This is a genomic window from Ruegeria sp. AL12, from assembly GCF_056540885.1.
This window is the reverse complement of sequence record NZ_JBQFXN010000001.1, coordinates 225,180-241,211: the sequence shown is the minus strand read 5'-3', so window position 1 is coordinate 241,211 and position 16,032 is coordinate 225,180. Positions and strand designations below refer to the sequence as shown.

Annotated in this window: 16 protein-coding genes and 2 tRNA genes; 14 read left to right on the top strand and 4 right to left on the bottom strand. The window is 59.4% G+C overall.

What is annotated here, in order from left to right; all coding sequences use genetic code 11:
• The first annotated feature begins 136 nt into the window (after positions 1–136).
• From ACR0C6_RS01250 to ACR0C6_RS01235, 4 genes are all read left to right on the top strand, one after another.
• The gene (locus ACR0C6_RS01250) at positions 137–1,912 is read left to right on the top strand and encodes a sensor domain-containing diguanylate cyclase (RefSeq protein ID WP_480617967.1); all 1,776 of its coding nucleotides are present in this window, start codon (positions 137–139) and stop codon (positions 1,910–1,912) included.
• 39 nt (positions 1,913–1,951) lie between these two features.
• Entirely contained in the window at positions 1,952–3,073 is a 1,122-nt protein-coding gene (locus tag ACR0C6_RS01245; RefSeq protein ID WP_480617966.1) for an alpha-hydroxy acid oxidase, read from the top strand.
• A 160-nt stretch (positions 3,074–3,233) separates the two neighbouring features.
• On the top strand, positions 3,234–6,671 hold the full coding sequence (locus ACR0C6_RS01240; protein ID WP_480617965.1) for a pyruvate carboxylase: 3,438 nt from the start codon (positions 3,234–3,236) through the stop codon (positions 6,669–6,671).
• A gap of 79 nt (positions 6,672–6,750) precedes the next feature.
• On the top strand, positions 6,751–7,134 hold the full coding sequence (locus tag ACR0C6_RS01235; protein WP_480617964.1) for an MAPEG family protein: 384 nt from the start codon (positions 6,751–6,753) through the stop codon (positions 7,132–7,134).
• A gap of 15 nt (positions 7,135–7,149) precedes the next feature.
• Here the strand turns inward: ACR0C6_RS01235 and ACR0C6_RS01230 are convergent, their stop codons facing one another.
• Positions 7,150–7,302 carry a hypothetical protein gene (locus ACR0C6_RS01230; protein ID WP_171167198.1) on the bottom strand — a complete coding sequence of 51 codons (153 nt, stop codon included), beginning with the start codon at positions 7,300–7,302 and terminating at the stop codon, positions 7,150–7,152.
• 150 nt (positions 7,303–7,452) lie between these two features.
• Between ACR0C6_RS01230 and ACR0C6_RS01225 the strand changes: the two genes are divergently transcribed.
• From ACR0C6_RS01225 to ACR0C6_RS01215, 3 genes are all read left to right on the top strand, one after another.
• Positions 7,453–7,527 (top strand) — tRNA-Gly (locus ACR0C6_RS01225).
• Positions 7,528–7,560: 33 nt separating this feature from the next.
• Positions 7,561–7,635, top strand: a tRNA-Gly gene (locus ACR0C6_RS01220).
• 81 nt (positions 7,636–7,716) lie between these two features.
• Positions 7,717–8,577, top strand: coding sequence for a GNAT family N-acetyltransferase (locus ACR0C6_RS01215; RefSeq protein WP_480617963.1), 861 nt, complete (start codon positions 7,717–7,719; stop codon positions 8,575–8,577).
• Here ACR0C6_RS01215 and ACR0C6_RS01210 read toward each other — a convergent pair.
• Positions 8,574–8,813, bottom strand: coding sequence for an Lrp/AsnC family transcriptional regulator (locus tag ACR0C6_RS01210; RefSeq protein WP_050602861.1), 240 nt, complete (start codon positions 8,811–8,813; stop codon positions 8,574–8,576). The genes ACR0C6_RS01215 and ACR0C6_RS01210 overlap by 4 nt on opposite strands.
• A 154-nt stretch (positions 8,814–8,967) precedes the next feature.
• Here ACR0C6_RS01210 and hisB point away from each other — a divergent pair, with 154 nt between their 5' ends.
• Entirely contained in the window at positions 8,968–9,555 is a 588-nt protein-coding gene (gene hisB, locus ACR0C6_RS01205; RefSeq protein ID WP_480617962.1) for an imidazoleglycerol-phosphate dehydratase HisB, read from the top strand.
• Positions 9,556–10,194 carry an imidazole glycerol phosphate synthase subunit HisH gene (gene hisH, locus ACR0C6_RS01200; RefSeq protein WP_480617961.1) on the top strand — a complete coding sequence of 213 codons (639 nt, stop codon included), beginning with the start codon at positions 9,556–9,558 and terminating at the stop codon, positions 10,192–10,194.
• Between the two features lie 3 nt (positions 10,195–10,197).
• On the opposite strand, the gene ACR0C6_RS01195 is transcribed toward hisH, so the two are convergent.
• A complete protein-coding gene (locus tag ACR0C6_RS01195; RefSeq protein WP_152458683.1) occupies positions 10,198–10,599 on the bottom strand; it encodes a DUF2147 domain-containing protein in 402 nt (133 codons plus the stop codon).
• Positions 10,600–10,733: 134 nt separating this feature from the next.
• Here ACR0C6_RS01195 and hisA point away from each other — a divergent pair, with 134 nt between their 5' ends.
• A complete protein-coding gene (hisA, locus tag ACR0C6_RS01190; protein ID WP_480617959.1) occupies positions 10,734–11,456 on the top strand; it encodes a 1-(5-phosphoribosyl)-5-[(5-phosphoribosylamino)methylideneamino]imidazole-4-carboxamide isomerase in 723 nt (240 codons plus the stop codon).
• 4 nt (positions 11,457–11,460) lie between these two features.
• A complete protein-coding gene (locus ACR0C6_RS01185) occupies positions 11,461–11,925 on the top strand; it encodes a DUF2867 domain-containing protein (protein ID WP_480617958.1) in 465 nt (154 codons plus the stop codon).
• A gap of 11 nt (positions 11,926–11,936) precedes the next feature.
• Here ACR0C6_RS01185 and ACR0C6_RS01180 read toward each other — a convergent pair whose 3' ends face one another.
• Positions 11,937–12,329: a DUF302 domain-containing protein gene (locus tag ACR0C6_RS01180; RefSeq protein ID WP_171116471.1), complete on the bottom strand. Its 393-nt coding sequence runs from the start codon at positions 12,327–12,329 to the stop codon at positions 11,937–11,939.
• A gap of 280 nt (positions 12,330–12,609) precedes the next feature.
• Here ACR0C6_RS01180 and ACR0C6_RS01175 point away from each other — a divergent pair, with 280 nt between their 5' ends.
• The 3 genes from ACR0C6_RS01175 (at position 12,610) to ACR0C6_RS01165 (ending at position 16,015) form a co-directional block, all read left to right on the top strand.
• A complete protein-coding gene (locus ACR0C6_RS01175) occupies positions 12,610–14,832 on the top strand; it encodes a fused MFS/spermidine synthase (RefSeq protein WP_480617957.1) in 2,223 nt (740 codons plus the stop codon).
• 107 nt (positions 14,833–14,939) lie between these two features.
• Positions 14,940–15,701, top strand: a complete 762-nt coding sequence (hisF, locus tag ACR0C6_RS01170) for an imidazole glycerol phosphate synthase subunit HisF (protein ID WP_480617956.1) — start codon at positions 14,940–14,942, stop codon at positions 15,699–15,701.
• A complete protein-coding gene (locus tag ACR0C6_RS01165) occupies positions 15,698–16,015 on the top strand; it encodes a phosphoribosyl-ATP diphosphatase (RefSeq protein WP_170343689.1) in 318 nt (105 codons plus the stop codon). The genes hisF and ACR0C6_RS01165 overlap by 4 nt, the downstream gene beginning before the upstream one ends.
• Positions 16,016–16,032: the final 17 nt, after the last annotated feature.

Sequence of the window (16,032 nt, the reverse complement as noted above, 5' to 3'; positions counted from 1 at the left end):
TCACGGCTTGTTCACAGACTTTTCGCACTTCTTCTTACATTCAATTCTAAACAAACACGCCACCGCGCTGCACCCCCGTTAACTCTCTGTCAAATCCTGACTGGGATGTTTGGCAGAGTGTTGTGGGAGCGGACAAATGAAACAGGCGGAACTGACGGGTCAATCCTCGAGGCTTAAAATGATGGGCGTGGCCCTGATGCTGCTTGCGCTGACGGCAGCAGCGTGCTGGGGGATCTACGCCGCCCCGGCGCCAGTGGTTGATCGCATGCTGGAAGCAGACCTGCGAAAAAACGCGATGCGGATGAGCCGCCAGGTCGAAAGCCATCTGAACGATCTTGAACAGGCATTCCGTTTTCACGCATTGACCGATCATGACCAGGAGTTTCTGGAGCTACTGCCCGAAACCACGGACATTTACCGCTTCAAGCTGTTTGATGCTTCGGGGCAGGTGTTCTGGTCGACCCGAGCCAGCGACATCGGGTTCGTGAATACGAAACCCTATTTCCAGTCGATCGTCGCCGCCGGAGGGCTTTTTTACAAACACGAAGAGAAGCCGGTTACCGAAGTTGATTCCTTTGTTGTCGACAATTCCCGGGATACGGAACTGAGCAGCCGCCATGTGGCCGAGGTCTATACGCCGATCATCAAGGACGCGACGTTCCTGGGCGCGATTGAGTTCTATTCCGACATAACCGACCTGCGGAACCTGTTCATCACGCGCGTTCGCCTGTCTCTGGCGCTGCTGAGCGGGGTCGCCCTGCTGGCACTGACGACTGTCATCCTGATTGTCCATCGCACCAACCGTCGTCAGGTTCGCGACCTTCGCAAACGGGCCCAGAAAGAGAGGGAGCTGATGGACGAGCAGCTGCGCCTGGCCCGAGAGGTCCGCCTGCTGGGTGAATTGAACGAATGGCTGCAATCAAGCCGGTCGCTGGATGAACTGTTCGACATGGTGTCTCGCTTCATGACCCACATCCTGCCAGAGGCCGAAGGCAGCGTGTATGTCTATTCAAACTCACGCGATGTGCTGGATGGCTGCGCCAGCTGGAACGGTGGAACTCATAAATCCCACATTCACCCCGAAGGTTGCTGGGGCTTGCGGCGCGGCCGGACTTACGAGTTCGGCGCATCCGAGATTGATTTTGTATGCGAACACGCCGAACCGCATGACGGGCGGCCTTATTTCTGCTTTCCCATTCTGGCCCATGGCGAAACCGTTGGTCTTTTGCATCTGCGGGCACTGGAGGGGCGCGAAGACTGCTTCAACAAGAGCCGCAAGCTGGCACAATTATGCGCCGAACAGATCAGTATGGCGATCGCCAATGTCCGCATGCGGGATCAGCTTCACGACCAATCGGTACGAGACCCCCTGACCGGGCTGTTCAATCGCCGCCATATGACCGAGACGCTGCGCAAGTCCATCAGCCGCAGCCAGCAGACGGGCGCCGCGCTAAGCCTGATCGCCGTGGACGTGGATCACTTCAAGAAGTTCAACGATACTCATGGGCATGATGCGGGCGACATGGTGTTGCGCGCCGTCGGCGCCGCCCTGGAACAAGGGTGCGACCGGGACGAAGTCGCCTGCCGCATCGGGGGTGAAGAGTTCATGCTGATCCTGCCTGACAACAGCCCCGAAGATGCCGTGACCCGAGCCGAACAACTGCGCCAGGCGGTTGAAGCCGTCACCGTACGATATGGCGAGAAGGCATTGCCGCGCATTACGATATCGGTCGGGGTCGCACATTACCCGGCCCACGGCACCATGCCGCAGGACCTGATGCGCGCGGCAGACGATGCGCTTTATGTCGCCAAGGACAAGGGGCGCAACCAGGTGCATGTTGCAAGCGGCACCAGGAACCAGACCAAAAATGCGCCGCCTGAACACCGGCAACCACCTAAGGATGCAGCTTAAAAAACTTGCCGAATCGCATGGCAGGTCGGATCAATCTGCATGGACTTGCACAGCACCTATCCCGGCATACCGGATCTGAAACACCGTGCGCGCCGTCGTCTGCCGCATTTCGTGTGGGAGTATATCGACAGTGGAACCGGGATTGAAACGACACTGCACCGGAATCGCCAGGCGCTGGATGAGGTGCGCCTCTGCCCGTCGATCCTGCATGGCGAGCTGAACTTTGATACGTCAAAGTCGTTTCTCGACGCTTCGTATCCGCTGCCGTTCGGAATCGCGCCGATCGGAATGTCCGGGCTGGTCTGGCCCCGCGCCGAGCAACTGCTTACCAGCGCGGCCGCAAAGGCGGGTATTCCCTATACCCTGTCGACCGTAGCCAGCCAAAGCCCCGAAGACATGGCACCGCATCTTGGGGACAATGCCTGGTTCCAGCTTTACCCGCCCCGGGATCCGGATATTCGAAAAGACCTGCTGAACCGGGTCCGCAAGGCCGGGTTCAAGACCCTGATCCTCACTGCGGATGTTCCCGTCGCTTCGCGCAGGGAAAGGCAGACACGATCGGGCCTGCGGCAACCGCCAAAGCTGACCCCGCGCATTCTGGCGCAGATCGCCCAGAGACCTGCCTGGGCGATGGGCATGCTGCGCAACGGTGTGCCGCATATGCGAACGCTGGACAAATATATCGAAAACCCCGGAAATCTGCCGCCCACGGCTCATATCGGTTACCTGCTTCGAACCTCGCCGGATCTGGACTATGTCAAATGGCTGCGCGACCATTGGGACGGGCCGCTTGTCCTGAAGGGTGTCCTGCGACCAGAGGATACAAGCAGGCTGGAACAGGTCGGTGTCGATGCCTTGTGGGTGTCGAATCATGGCGGCCGTCAATTTGACGCGGCCCCGGCCAGCATCGAGGTTCTGCCCTCTGTCCGGGATGCAACCCGCCTGCCCCTGATTTTCGACAGTGGTGTCGAAGGCGGTCTGGATATCTTGCGGGCCATGTCGCTGGGCGCAGACTTCGTCATGCTCGGGCGGGCTTTTTTGTATGGTCTCGCGGCACTTGGCGCGCGGGGGCCTGCACATGTCATCGAGATTCTCAGGCAGGACCTGCATGCAAATATGGGCCAGATGGGCCTGGCAAGCCTGTGTCAGATTGAGAGTTAACGTTAAACATTTGATGCTGCGGCGCAGCAAAAGTATAAGGGCGCTGCGATCATAGGGCGTTTGCGAGCGATAACATGCCGGTTCTACCCAGAAGAACGGATATACCTGCGCGTATTCTCCGCCCAATAAGACGCCCATACACAAAAGACCGGGACCTATCATGACAGACTTCAACAAGATCCTGATCGCCAACCGCGGCGAGATTGCCATCCGCGTCATGCGCGCAGCAAACGAGATGGGAAAACGAACCGTCGCCGTCTACGCTGAAGAAGACAAACTGGGCCTGCACCGGTTCAAGGCGGACGAGGCGTATCAGATCGGTGAAGGCATGGGGCCGGTTGCCGCATATCTTTCGATCGACGAGATCATCCGTGTTGCCAAGCAATGTGGTGCCGACGCGATTCATCCGGGCTATGGCCTGCTGTCCGAGAACCCGGATTTCGTCGATGCCTGCGTCAAGAACGGCATCACCTTCATCGGCCCCAAGGCGGAAACCATGCGCGCGCTTGGCGACAAGGCCAGCGCGCGACGCGTAGCCATCGAAGCCGGCGTTCCGGTCATTCCTGCCACCGAAGTTCTGGGCGATGACATGGACGCGATCCGCAAGGAGGCCGCCGAAATCGGCTATCCGCTAATGCTCAAGGCGTCCTGGGGCGGCGGCGGGCGCGGCATGCGCCCGATCCAGTCGGAAGAAGAGCTGGAAGAGAAAGTGCTGGAAGGCCGTCGCGAGGCCGAGGCCGCATTCGGCAACGGCGAGGGTTATCTGGAAAAGATGATCATTCGTGCGCGCCACGTCGAGGTGCAGATCCTGGGCGACAAGCACGGTGAAATCTATCACCTGTATGAACGCGACTGCTCGGTCCAGCGCCGGAACCAGAAGGTCGTGGAACGCGCCCCTGCCCCGTATCTGAGCGACGAACAGCGCGCCGAGATCTGCGAGCTTGGCCGAAGGATCTGTGCGCATGTCAATTACGAATGTGCCGGCACGGTCGAGTTCCTGATGGATATGGACACCGGCAAGTTCTATTTCATCGAAGTCAATCCGCGCGTACAGGTCGAACACACCGTGACCGAAGAAGTCACCGGTATCGACATCGTGCAGGCGCAGATCCTGATCGCCGAGGGCAAGACGCTGGCCGAGGCGACCGGCATGGCCAGCCAAAAGGATATCCAGCTCAACGGTCACGCGTTGCAGACACGGATCACCACCGAGGACCCGCAGAACAACTTCATCCCCGATTATGGCCGGATCACCGCCTATCGCTCGGCCACCGGTATGGGCATCCGTCTGGATGGCGGCACGGCCTATGCGGGCGGGGTGATTACGCGCTATTATGACTCGCTGCTGACCAAGGTTACGGCCTGGGCCCCGACGCCCGAAAAGGCGATTTCCCGGATGGACCGCGCCCTGCGCGAGTTCCGCATCCGCGGGGTTTCGACGAATATCGACTTCGTCATCAACCTGCTCAAGCATCCGACCTTCCTGTCGAACGAATACACCACCAAGTTCATCGACACGACGCCCGAACTGTTCACCTTCAAGAAGCGGCGCGACCGCGGCACCAAGGTTCTGACCTATATCGCGGACATCACCGTGAACGGGCATCCCGAAACCAAGGACCGCCCGCGCCCGCGCGCCGACCTGAAAGAGGCCAGGCCTCCGGCGCTGAAGGCCGAACCGCAGATGGGTACGCGCAACCTGCTGGAGCAGAAGGGCCCGCAGGCGGTGGCCGACTGGATGAAGGCGCAGCGCCAACTGCTGATCACCGACACCACCATGCGCGACGGGCACCAGTCTCTGCTGGCGACCCGAATGCGCTCGATCGACATGATCAAGGTGGCTCCCACCTATGCGGCGAACCTGCCGCAGCTGTTCTCGGTCGAATGCTGGGGCGGCGCGACTTTCGACGTGGCGTATCGGTTCTTGCAGGAATGCCCATGGCAGCGCCTGCGGGACCTGCGCGAGGCGATGCCGAACCTGATGACCCAGATGCTGCTGCGCGGCGCAAACGGCGTGGGCTATACGAACTATCCTGACAACGTGGTGCAGGAATTCGTGCGCCAGGCGGCGACAGGAATTGACGTGTTCCGCGTCTTCGACTCGCTGAACTGGGTCGAAAACATGCGCGTGGCGATGGACGCGGTCGTCGAGAGCGGCAAGATTTGCGAAGGTACCGTCTGTTACACTGGCGATATTCTTGACCCCGATCGCGCCAAGTACGACCTGAAATATTATGTCGGCATGGCGAAAGAGCTGCGCGACGCCGGCGCGCATATTCTGGGCCTCAAAGACATGGCGGGCCTGCTGAAACCGGCCGCGGCCAAGATCCTGATCCGTGCGCTGAAAGAAGAGGTCGGGCTGCCGATCCATTTCCACACCCATGACACCGCCGGTATTGCCAGCGCGACCATTCTGGCCGCGTCCGAGGCGGGTGTGGATGCAGTTGACTGCGCGATGGACAGCTTCTCGGGCAACACCAGCCAGGCGACGCTGGGCACCGTGGTCGAGGCGCTGCGCCATACCGACCGCGACACCGGGCTGGACATCAAGGCCATTCGTGAAATCAGCGATTACTTCGAGGCTGTGCGTGGCCAGTATGCGGCCTTTGAATCCAGCCTTCAGGCCCCCGCGTCCGAGGTCTATCTGCACGAGATGCCGGGCGGTCAGTTCACCAACCTCAAGGCACAGGCACGCAGCCTGGGTCTGGAAGAACGCTGGCACGAAGTGGCCCAGATGTATGCTGACGTGAACCAGATGTTCGGTGACATCGTGAAGGTCACGCCGTCTTCCAAGGTCGTTGGTGACATGGCGCTGATGATGGTCAGCCAGAACATGACACGTGAACAGGTCGAGGACCCGAATACCGACGTGGCCTTCCCCGATTCGGTCGTGGACATGATGCGCGGCAATCTGGGTCAGCCTCCGGGCGGTTTCCCCGAGACCATCATCAAGAAAGTGCTGAAAGACGAGGTTCCCAACACGCAGCGCCCCGGCAAGGACGTGCCCCCGGTCGATCTTGAAGCCACCCGCGCCGAGCTGTCCAAGCAGCTGGAAGGCAAAGAGGTCGATGACGAGGATCTGAACGGATACCTGATGTATCCCAAGGTGTTCCTGGACTACATGGGTCGCCACCGGATCTACGGCCCGGTTCGTACCCTGCCGACGCGCACCTTCTTCTACGGCATGGAGCCGGGCGAAGAGATTACCGCGGAAATCGACCCCGGCAAGACGCTGGAAATCCGGTGTCAGGCCATCGGCGAAACGGATGAAAAGGGCGAGGTCAAAGTGTTCTTTGAACTCAACGGCCAACCGCGCGTGATCCGGGTTCCGAACCGGCTGGTCACCTCGGCCACGCAGGCGCGGCCCAAGGCCGAGGTCGGCAACCCGGATCATGTCGGTGCGCCGATGCCCGGTGTTGTTGCCACCGTCGCCGTAACAGCGGGCCAGCAGGTCAAGGAAGGCGACATGTTGCTGACCATCGAGGCGATGAAGATGGAAACCGGCATCCACGCCGAGCGCGATGCGACCGTAAAGGCCGTTCATGTGCAGCCCGGTGGCCAGATTGACGCAAAGGACCTTCTGGTCGAGCTGGAATAACCTGCCGAACCGGTTACAGTTCAAAGGGCCGCGCGGGAAACCGCGCGGCCCTTTTTCTATGCTGGAACGGAGACCCACTATGCTTGCTATCACCCCGATCTATGCGGCCCTGATCGCTATTCTTTACGTGGCACTCAGCGTCAAAGTGATCCTTCTGCGCCGCAGCGACAAAATCTCGGTCGGGGATGGGGGCAGCAAATTGATGATCAAGGCGATACGGACACATTCCAATTGCGCCGAATACGCCCCTATCGCCCTTTTGCTGATCGCCATGGTGGAATTACAGGGCGCCGGAGGGTTGCTTGTGCATATACTGGGTTTGATGTTGCTGGCTGGGCGTCTGCTGCACGCTTACGGATTCGGGCGCACGCCCCAGATCGTCATCCTACGGCAGGCTGGCATGAGCCTGACGTTCCTGGCCATTCTGGTTGCGGCCATCGCCAACCTGATTCTGGCGCTGTAGCTCGGTTGGCGGGTGTTATCCGGTCAGATCCGTCGTCATCACAAGGGGCGCTTTCAACAAAACGGGCGTGATCCGGTTGTGTTCGTGATCGTCCGATTTCGGCATCGCGGTGACCAGCAAGATCATTGCGGCCAGCGCCATTATCTTCATGTCTGCAACAGAAATCATGAAAGCCCCTCTGCCTGTGTCCTTTTTTGATCCGTGTTTGAGATTGAACGGGCCGGATGCCCAGTTCCGTCGAAATATTTTTCCTCTTTTTTGTGTTTTTCCGCTTGCAGCCCCGCGTGGGAATTTATAAATCCCTCCTCACTCAACGGCGCGGGCGTAGCTCAGGGGTAGAGCATAACCTTGCCAAGGTTAGGGTCGGGCGTTCGAATCGCCTCGCCCGCTCCATTGAGAGGTCTTCGGACCACATATGTATCTGATGCGGGCGTAGCTCAGGGGTAGAGCATAACCTTGCCAAGGTTAGGGTCGGGCGTTCGAATCGCCTCGCCCGCTCCAGATACCAAACTCTCCATACATGCTGGCTCTTCACAAGACATTGCGTCATTCTGGTTGCATTGCCCAACGCAGGATTCACCCATGTCTGATTACGTCATCCGCCCTCTTACCGTTGACGAGGTGCAAAAGGCCGTTGATTGGGCCGGGCGCGAAGGGTGGAACCCGGGGCATCACGATGCTCGTTGCTTCCACGGCACGGATACTCGCGGGTTTCTCGGGGGATTCCTGGATGGCGAAATGATCGCTTCCATCTCGGTCGTTCAGTATGATGACGCGTTTGCGTTCCTTGGCTTCTACATCGTCCGGCCCGCGTTTCGCGGATCGGGCCACGGGCTGAAAATCTGGCAGCACGCCTTGGAAAACTGCAAAGCGGGCAATATCGGCCTGGATGGGGTCGTCGACCAGCAACACAACTACCGCAGCTCGGGGTTTTCTTTCGCCTATAACAACTATCGTTTCACGGCGACCGTGGAGACGTTGCAGCAGGCTCTGACCCCATCAACCGGCGTTGAGCCACTGACGGCGGCGTCCGAGGCTTTGTTCGCCTACGACCGGCACCTTTTTCCGGCCCGCCGCGACGCATTCTTGCAGGGCTGGATCAGCGCACCTGGCCATGTGTCCCGCGTGTATTCCGAGGATGGTAAGATCAAGGGGTATGCAACGTTGCGCCCCTGCCGGACAGGGTACAAGATCGGGCCGCTTTTTGCAGATCGCGAGAGCATCGCCCAAGCCCTGCTGGCCAGTTTGCTGGAAACCGTACCACCCCATCATTCACGGGACGCCGTTTTCATCGACATGCCTCTGCCCAACACGGCCGCGTTTGCGCTGGCCGAAAAGCTGGGGTTGGAAAAGGTGTTTGAAACGGCCCGGATGTATTCCGGCCGCGCGCCGGATATCGATCTGAGCCGTGTCTTTGGCGTCACCTCATTCGAACTGGGTTAAAACGCCTTGAACGTCATTGTGGTCAGCGAGCGTTCGATATTGGGAATCACCAGCAGGTGTTCGTTGATGAAATGGCCCACATCCTCGGTCTCGGGGATATAGAGCTTGAGCAGCAGATCATATTCACCGCTGGTGGAATACAGTTCAGAGTGGATTTCGCGCAGGGCGATTTCCTCGGCGACCTTGTAGGTGGTTCCGGGCTTGCAACGGATCTGGATGAAAACGCAGGTGGACATGGTTTGACCCTATCGGTTCGTGTTGTTGGCAAGCTGACACGGGGCCAAGCCGGGTGCAATCCCCTGCAACAGTTTGCAGCGATCGCAACGCGCGGTCTGGAAAACCCCGACCTTCCCCGTCTATAAGCGCGCCTGTAGCAAAAGGAATTCGCCCATGCGCAGCGCAAAGATCAGCCGCCAGACTGCCGAAACCGAAATTTCGGTCGAGATCAATCTGGATGGCACCGGCATGTATAACAACCAGACCGGAGTTGGCTTTTTTGATCACATGCTGGATCAGCTGGCGCGCCATTCGCTGATCGACATGACGATCAGCGCCAAGGGCGATTATCACATTGATGATCACCACACGGTTGAAGATACCGGCATCGCGCTGGGGCAGGCTTTGACGCAGGCTCTGGGCGACAAGAAAGGGATCCGGCGGTACGGAGAATGCCACCTGCCGATGGACGACGCCCAGATACGCTGTGCGCTGGACCTGTCGGGCCGCCCCTATTTGATCTGGAACGTGGACCTGCCGACGCAGAAAATCGGTGCGTTCGACACAGAACTTGTGCGCGAGTTTTTTCAGGCGCTCAGCACCCATGGCGGCATCACGCTGCATATCGACCAGTTGCACGGTTTCAACAGCCACCACATCGCCGAGGCCGCCTTCAAGGCCGTCGCGCGCGCGCTACGCGACGCCGTTGAAACCGATCCGCGCAAGGCAGACGCGGTTCCGTCGACCAAAGGCGCGTTGTAAATGCTGACCGCCATTATCGACTACGAAAGCGGCAACCTGCACTCGGCGGAAAAAGCGTTTCAGCGCATGGCGCAAGAGGTCGGCGCCGGTGAGGTTGTCGTCACCTCGGACGCGGATGTTGTGGCACGCGCCGATCGCTTGGTTCTGCCCGGCGACGGGGCGTTTCCGGCATGCGCTGCCGAATTGCGTGGGCACAAGGGCATCTATGACGCGATGGTCGAGGCGGTCGAACAGAAAGGCCGCCCGTTTCTGGGCATCTGTGTGGGCATGCAGTTGATGGCAACCAAAGGCCATGAATACAGCGAAACGGATGGTCTGGGCTGGATTGCCGGCGATGTCGTCAGGATCGAACCGTCAGACACATCGCTGAAAGTGCCGCATATGGGCTGGAACGATCTTGTTCTGGACAGCGATCACCCGGTGTTCGACGGGGTGAAAACCGGCGATCACACCTATTTCGTCCACTCGTACCATTTCCGGGTGTCCGACCCGGCACAGCGATTGGCTTATGTGGACTACGGGCAGGAGGTCACGGCCGTGATTGGCCGTGACACGATGGTTGGAATGCAGTTTCACCCCGAGAAAAGCCAAGACGTCGGCCTGCGCATGCTGGGCAACTTCCTGACCTGGAAACCCTGAGGCTTACTGAACACGCGTCCAGGTTTGACCGCGACAGATCAGACCGCCCGCCACGCATCCCTTGACGGTCAGTTTGTTCTGGCCGTCCAGTGACATTTTAGAATTGTAGGTTTTGTCCCGGTCCGGTGCCCAGATCTTGCCGCTGTCATAGCTTCCGCCGCCATCGGGCACCATGTCCCAAATGATCTGCTTGCCCAGGTTTTCATATTCCAGCTGCTCGTTGCCATCCGCATCAAAGGCGCTGTCGATGGTTCCGCAGATCGCACTGCCGCATCCGGAAATCGTCACGTGCAGATAGCCGCCGGTATCACCGGGTGCAGTCTTCCACAGACCGTCGACGGGATCCGCAGCCATCGCGCTGGTCGCAAGAAACATCAAACCCGCTGCAAACGTAAATTTCTTCATGATTGTCTCCCTGTTCTGATGGCAGTCTGACCCGGCAGCCAGCTGCGGGCAAGAATGACCCAGCGTCGCGTTGCATCCCCTGCCCCGCCTGTGCGATATCCCGCGCGTGCAACACAGATATAGGGCCGCCCGACATGATCCTCTACCCCGCCATCGACCTCAAAGACGGCAATGCCGTGCGCCTGCTGCGTGGTGAAATGGACAAGGCCACCGTGTTCAACGAAGACCCCGCCGCACAGGCCCGCGCCTTTGTCGAGGCCGGGTGCGAGTGGCTGCACCTGGTCGATCTGAACGGCGCTTTTGCAGGTGAGCCGGTCAACGCCGCCCCGGTCGAGGCGATTCTGAAAGCCTGCGCCGTGCCCGCGCAATTGGGTGGCGGCATCCGCGACATGGCCACCATCGAGACCTGGATCGACAAAGGTCTGGCCCGCGTGATTCTGGGCACGGTCGCGGTCGAGAACCCCGATCTGGTGCGCGAAGCGGCCAAAGCCTTTCCTGGCAAGGTCGCCGTGGGCATCGACGCGCGCAACGGTCTGGTTGCCACCAAGGGTTGGGCCGAAGAAACCGACGTTCAGGTAACGGATCTGGCCCGCAGCTTCGAAGACGCAGGCGTCGCTGCGATCATATACACCGACATCAACCGGGACGGCGCGATGCAGGGCCCCAATGTCGAGGCCACCGCAGAGCTTGCCAAATCGGTCGATATTCCGGTCATCGCATCTGGCGGCGTGTCCTCGATCGCCGATCTGATCGCGCTGCGCGATTGTGGCGCAGCTTTGAACGGTGCCATTTCCGGCCGCGCGCTTTATGATGGAGCGATTGATCTGCAAGAGGCTCTGACCACGCTCAGAGGATAGCTTTATGTTTCATTCGCCGGTAAAGCGTTCCGAACTGTCCGCGCACAGCCTGCTGAACGAACGGTTCAAAACCGGCGACTTTCTGGACTGCTTCAGTGTTGAATCCAATCTTCCGCCGCGCCGGGCCGCGGAAATCATCACCGCGTTCCCCGGATGGGCGATGGCACTGGTTCGGCTGCGCGGCCTGCTGGTGACACCCTTTGGCCTCAGCACGACAGGCCCGGATGCCGGCGACAAGCTGGGGATCTTCCCGGTCGAACATGATGGCAGGACCGAGGTGATCGCAGGATTCAATGATCGCCACCTGGATTTCCGGGTTTCCGTCCTGTCGGAAAACGGCCGCATCTCGCTGGCCACGTGGGTCCGACGCCATAACCTTGGCGGGCGCCTGTACCTGGCTGCGATCCTGCCATTTCACATCCTGATCGCGCGAAACGCGCTTGCACGTGTGAAAAGCGCAAGCGCATAACCCAAAAGGTCTTAGCCCGCGGCCGCAGCAGTCAACTTGGCGAGCGCACCGCGCATCTTCTCGATGACTGGTGACTTTTCGACGTCATCCAACTCGTCCATCGTTTCCTTGGGGTCTTCATAGGCCAACCAGACCTGACCGTTCCCATCCTCATACGCCTGCACTTTGAGCGGCAGGAACAACCCTGCTCGCGGATCGATCTGCATGGCCGGCGTGCCCAGCGCAGGATTGCCGAAAATCAGCACTTGATTGGCCGGAATGGGCGTACCGACCTTTTCCGCCCCGGCCGCGTGGTCGATGCGGGCAAAGACGGTGGCCCCTGCGTTGCCAACCGCCGCTTCCAGCGCATCCAGCGCTTCGGCTACGGATTTGTTCGTTTGAACTTTGATGATGTCGTCAGCCATGGCGGCCCATGCCGCTCCGAGCGAAAAAATTGAAGCAAGTATCAAGCTACGCATGTCGGTATTCCTTCTGTAATATTCACTCCAATTCTCACAGGTTTTGGAAATCTGACAATCACAAGTCTGGCATCAGCAAAGCTTTGCCAGAATTGAAGGCGCCCATTTTACCCTTGTTTTCGAGAACAATCCGACCAGAAGCCAAACATTTTACTGTGTTGAGCCATAATTCGGGCGGAATCCCCGCTTAACTCCTTCGTCAAACACAACAACCCGGGTGGCAAACGTGAGTATTTCCAACCTAGACGTTCCCAAGACGTCCAGATTCGGATCAGCAACCATTGCGATCTTCTGCGCGGCGATTTTCACGAGCGCCAGTCTGCTGTTCTTTGTCCAGCCGCTTTTTGCCAAACTGGTTCTTCCAAAAATCGGCGGCGCCCCGGCGGTCTGGACGACCGCAATGCTGTTTTTCCAAGTGGTGCTGATACTCGGGTATGTTTACGCGCACCTGTTGACCAAGTTTCTGCCCTTGCGCTGGCAGATCATCACCCATTTTGCCTTTTGGGTGGCGGCGCTGACTTTCCTGCCGCTGTCCACCAGCGAAAGCTGGAGCTATGACGCCTCGACCTCGACCGCGCTGCAAACGCTTGGCCTGTTCGCCGTGGGTGTGGGTGTACCCTTTGCAGTATTGTCGGCAAATGCGCCCCTGTTGCAGGCTTGGTACGCCAGGTCGGGCGGGCCTTCGGCGGATGATCCGTATTTCCTTTACAGCGCCAGCAATGTCGGATCCTTGCTGGCGTTGTTGGCCTTCCCCCTGGTTGCGGATCCATTTTTTGGCGCGGCCGAGATCAGCCGTGCCTGGCTGGTCGGCTTCGTGCTGTTCGGCGCGCTTTTGCTTGGCAGTGGCATGATCGCCTTGCGGGGATCACGGCACACGAAGCCGTCGGCCCAAACGGCGCTCAAGGCCAGTTTCCCGACCCTGCGGCAGATCGCTGTCTGGGTGTTCGTCGCCTTCATCCCCTCTTCCTTGATGCTGTCCTTCACAACGCGGGTCAGCACGGATCTGGGTGCTCTCCCGTTGATCTGGGTTGTTCCGCTGGCGGTCTATATCCTGTCCTTCATCATCGCGTTTGCCAAATGGAAACACCTGACGCTTGACGCCTTGAACCTGCCCATGCTGGCGGCGCTGGCGGCGGGTGTCGTACTGGTGTCCAAGGTGGTCAGCGAGCATGACGCGCCGGTGGTTATTCTGCTTTATGTCCCGGTGTTGTTCATCATCGCCCTTTTTGCGCACCGCCTGCTGTACGACATGCGCCCATCCGCCGAGCAATTGACAGTGTTCTACATCGCCCTTTCCGTGGGCGGAGCAATTGGCGGGTTGTTCAACTCGATCGTTGCGCCGATTGCCTTCACACGTGAGTTGGAGGCACCAATCACCATGATCCTGGCCGGAGGATTGTTTCTTGTCCGCGCACCGGGATTTGCCCTTCGCCATGTCATAATGGGCATCGCGGCAAGTGTTTTCATCCTCGTCATCGCAGGTGCGACACGCGGCGTCGCGGCGCTGAGCGCGGACATCCCGCGTGCAGGTGCCCTGTTCGCGCTGATATTCGCGGTGCTGTACCTGTTTCGGGCACAGGCCATGCGTATCCCTGTGGTTCTTACCGTCGTTCTGCTGCCCGCATTTGCGGTAAAGAACAATCCGGTGTTTGAAGATCGCAGCTTTTTCGGCGTGCATTCGGTGTATTCAAGCGAGGGCTACCGTGTCTACAAGAACGGCACCACGGTGCATGGCTGGCAACGCGAATCCGAATATGGTACTCGGCCCACTCCGCTGTCCTATTATCACCCCGAAGGACCGATGGCGCAGGTCATCACGTCGGACTTCGGCAAGCAATCCGACAGCATCGGAATTGTCGGTCTGGGAACAGGTGCACTGGCCTGCTATCGGCAGCCTGCGCAAAACTGGGACTTCTTCGAGATCGACGCGACCGTTGACCAGATCGCACGCGACTCTTCGCTGTTCACCTATCTGTCGGAATGCACGCCCGATTCCGAGACCCATCTGGGTGATGCCCGGATCGTTCTGAAGCAAAAGCCTTTTGCCTTCGATATCCTGGTTTTGGATGCGTACAGCTCAGACGCGATTCCGCTTCACTTGATCACACGCGAGGCGGTAGAGATGTATACCAGCCGCCTGGCCGATGATGGGGTTTTGGTGTTCCACATCACAAACCGGTTCTACGATCTGGTCCTGCCTTTGGCCCGAATTGCCGACAGCCTGAACCTGACCGCTGCGCATCAGCGGCTGGCCGTGGGTGAAGAGCAGGTTGAAACCGGAGCCGCCACCAGCAGCGTTGTGATCCTGAGCCCCGACAAATCCCGAATTGAGAGTTTTGCGCAGGATGGCAACTGGCAAATCGTCGAAACCGACGGCGCGCTGCCATGGACCGATGACAAGGCAAACCTGCTTTCGGCACTGAAGCTGCTGAAGAACCGGGATCACTAAGCCCCCCGCTCCGCCCATGGCCCGTGCTACCAGGGCCGTGGGCGGCAAAACGTCTGTGGCATCGGCGGCGCTTTGCCGGTAAAGGTCCGGCAACGAAGGACGATCAGATGCTGAAAACCCGGATCATTCCCTGCCTTGATGTTGCCGATGGCCGCGTGGTCAAAGGCGTGAATTTTGTCGGTCTGCGCGATGCGGGCGATCCCGTGGAATCGGCCAAGGCGTATGACGCCGCAGGCGCGGACGAAGTCTGTTTTCTTGATATCCACGCAACCCACGAAAACCGCGGCACCATGTTCGATGTGGTACAGCGCACCGCCGAGCAGTGCTTTGTACCTCTGACCGTCGGCGGCGGGGTTCGCACCAAGGATGATGTCCGCGCCCTGTTGCTGGCGGGGGCAGACAAAGTCAGCTTCAACTCGGCAGCCGTTGCCAATCCCGACGTGATCGCGGAATCAGCAGATCAATTCGGCAGCCAGTGCATCGTCTGCGCCATCGACGCAAAGACGGTCAGCCCCGGAAAGTGGGAGATTTTCACGCATGGCGGCCGCAAGCCAACAGGCATTGATGCGGTCGCGTTCGCAAAAACCGTTGTCGCCAAAGGCGCCGGAGAAATCCTGCTGACCTCGATGGACCGCGACGGCACCAAGGCTGGCTTCAACCTGCCCCTGACCCGTGCGATTTCCGATGCAGTGGACGTGCCCGTAATCGCAAGCGGCGGTGTCGGCAATCTGGATCATCTGGTCGAAGGCGTCACCCAAGGTGGCGCAAGTGCGGTGCTTGCAGCCTCGATCTTCCATTTCGGAGAATACACGATCCGCGAAGCCAAGGAACACATGGCCGCCGCAGGCATTCCGATGAGGCTGACATGAGCATTCTGCACGACCTTGCTGCCACGATTGAGGCGCGTAAAGGGGCTGACCCCGATTCAAGCTGGACAGCCAAGCTGCTTGCAAAGGGTCCCGAGAAATGCGCCGAGAAATTTGGTGAAGAAGCCATCGAAGCCATCATCGAAGCCACGAAGGGCGATCAGGCCAAGCTGACCGCCGAAGCAGCAGACGTGCTGTATCACCTGCTGGTCATGCTGGCCGCCCGAGACGTGGCGCTGGAGGATGTTCTGGCCGAACTTGCGCGCCGTCAGGGCATCAGCGGCATTGCTGAAAAGGCCGCCCGCCCCAAAGGGTAACGGCCGGGTTCCGCGCC

Excerpts from the sequence above, each read along its gene's own strand:
- ACR0C6_RS01250 (WP_480617967.1), top strand. The coding sequence starts at position 137 with ATGAAACAGGCGGAACTGACGGGTCAATCCTCGAGGCTTAAAATGATG.
- ACR0C6_RS01245 (WP_480617966.1), top strand. The coding sequence starts at position 1,952 with ATGGACTTGCACAGCACCTATCCCGGCATACCGGATCTGAAACACCGT.
- ACR0C6_RS01240 (WP_480617965.1), top strand. The coding sequence starts at position 3,234 with ATGACAGACTTCAACAAGATCCTGATCGCCAACCGCGGCGAGATTGCC.
- ACR0C6_RS01235 (WP_480617964.1), top strand. The coding sequence starts at position 6,751 with ATGCTTGCTATCACCCCGATCTATGCGGCCCTGATCGCTATTCTTTAC.
- ACR0C6_RS01230 (WP_171167198.1), bottom strand. The coding sequence starts at position 7,302 with ATGATTTCTGTTGCAGACATGAAGATAATGGCGCTGGCCGCAATGATC.
- ACR0C6_RS01215 (WP_480617963.1), top strand. The coding sequence starts at position 7,717 with ATGTCTGATTACGTCATCCGCCCTCTTACCGTTGACGAGGTGCAAAAG.
- ACR0C6_RS01210 (WP_050602861.1), bottom strand. The coding sequence starts at position 8,813 with ATGTCCACCTGCGTTTTCATCCAGATCCGTTGCAAGCCCGGAACCACC.
- hisB (WP_480617962.1), top strand. The coding sequence starts at position 8,968 with ATGCGCAGCGCAAAGATCAGCCGCCAGACTGCCGAAACCGAAATTTCG.
- hisH (WP_480617961.1), top strand. The coding sequence starts at position 9,556 with ATGCTGACCGCCATTATCGACTACGAAAGCGGCAACCTGCACTCGGCG.
- ACR0C6_RS01195 (WP_152458683.1), bottom strand. The coding sequence starts at position 10,599 with ATGAAGAAATTTACGTTTGCAGCGGGTTTGATGTTTCTTGCGACCAGC.
- hisA (WP_480617959.1), top strand. The coding sequence starts at position 10,734 with ATGATCCTCTACCCCGCCATCGACCTCAAAGACGGCAATGCCGTGCGC.
- ACR0C6_RS01185 (WP_480617958.1), top strand. The coding sequence starts at position 11,461 with ATGTTTCATTCGCCGGTAAAGCGTTCCGAACTGTCCGCGCACAGCCTG.
- ACR0C6_RS01180 (WP_171116471.1), bottom strand. The coding sequence starts at position 12,329 with ATGGCTGACGACATCATCAAAGTTCAAACGAACAAATCCGTAGCCGAA.
- hisF (WP_480617956.1), top strand. The coding sequence starts at position 14,940 with ATGCTGAAAACCCGGATCATTCCCTGCCTTGATGTTGCCGATGGCCGC.
- ACR0C6_RS01165 (WP_170343689.1), top strand. The coding sequence starts at position 15,698 with ATGAGCATTCTGCACGACCTTGCTGCCACGATTGAGGCGCGTAAAGGG.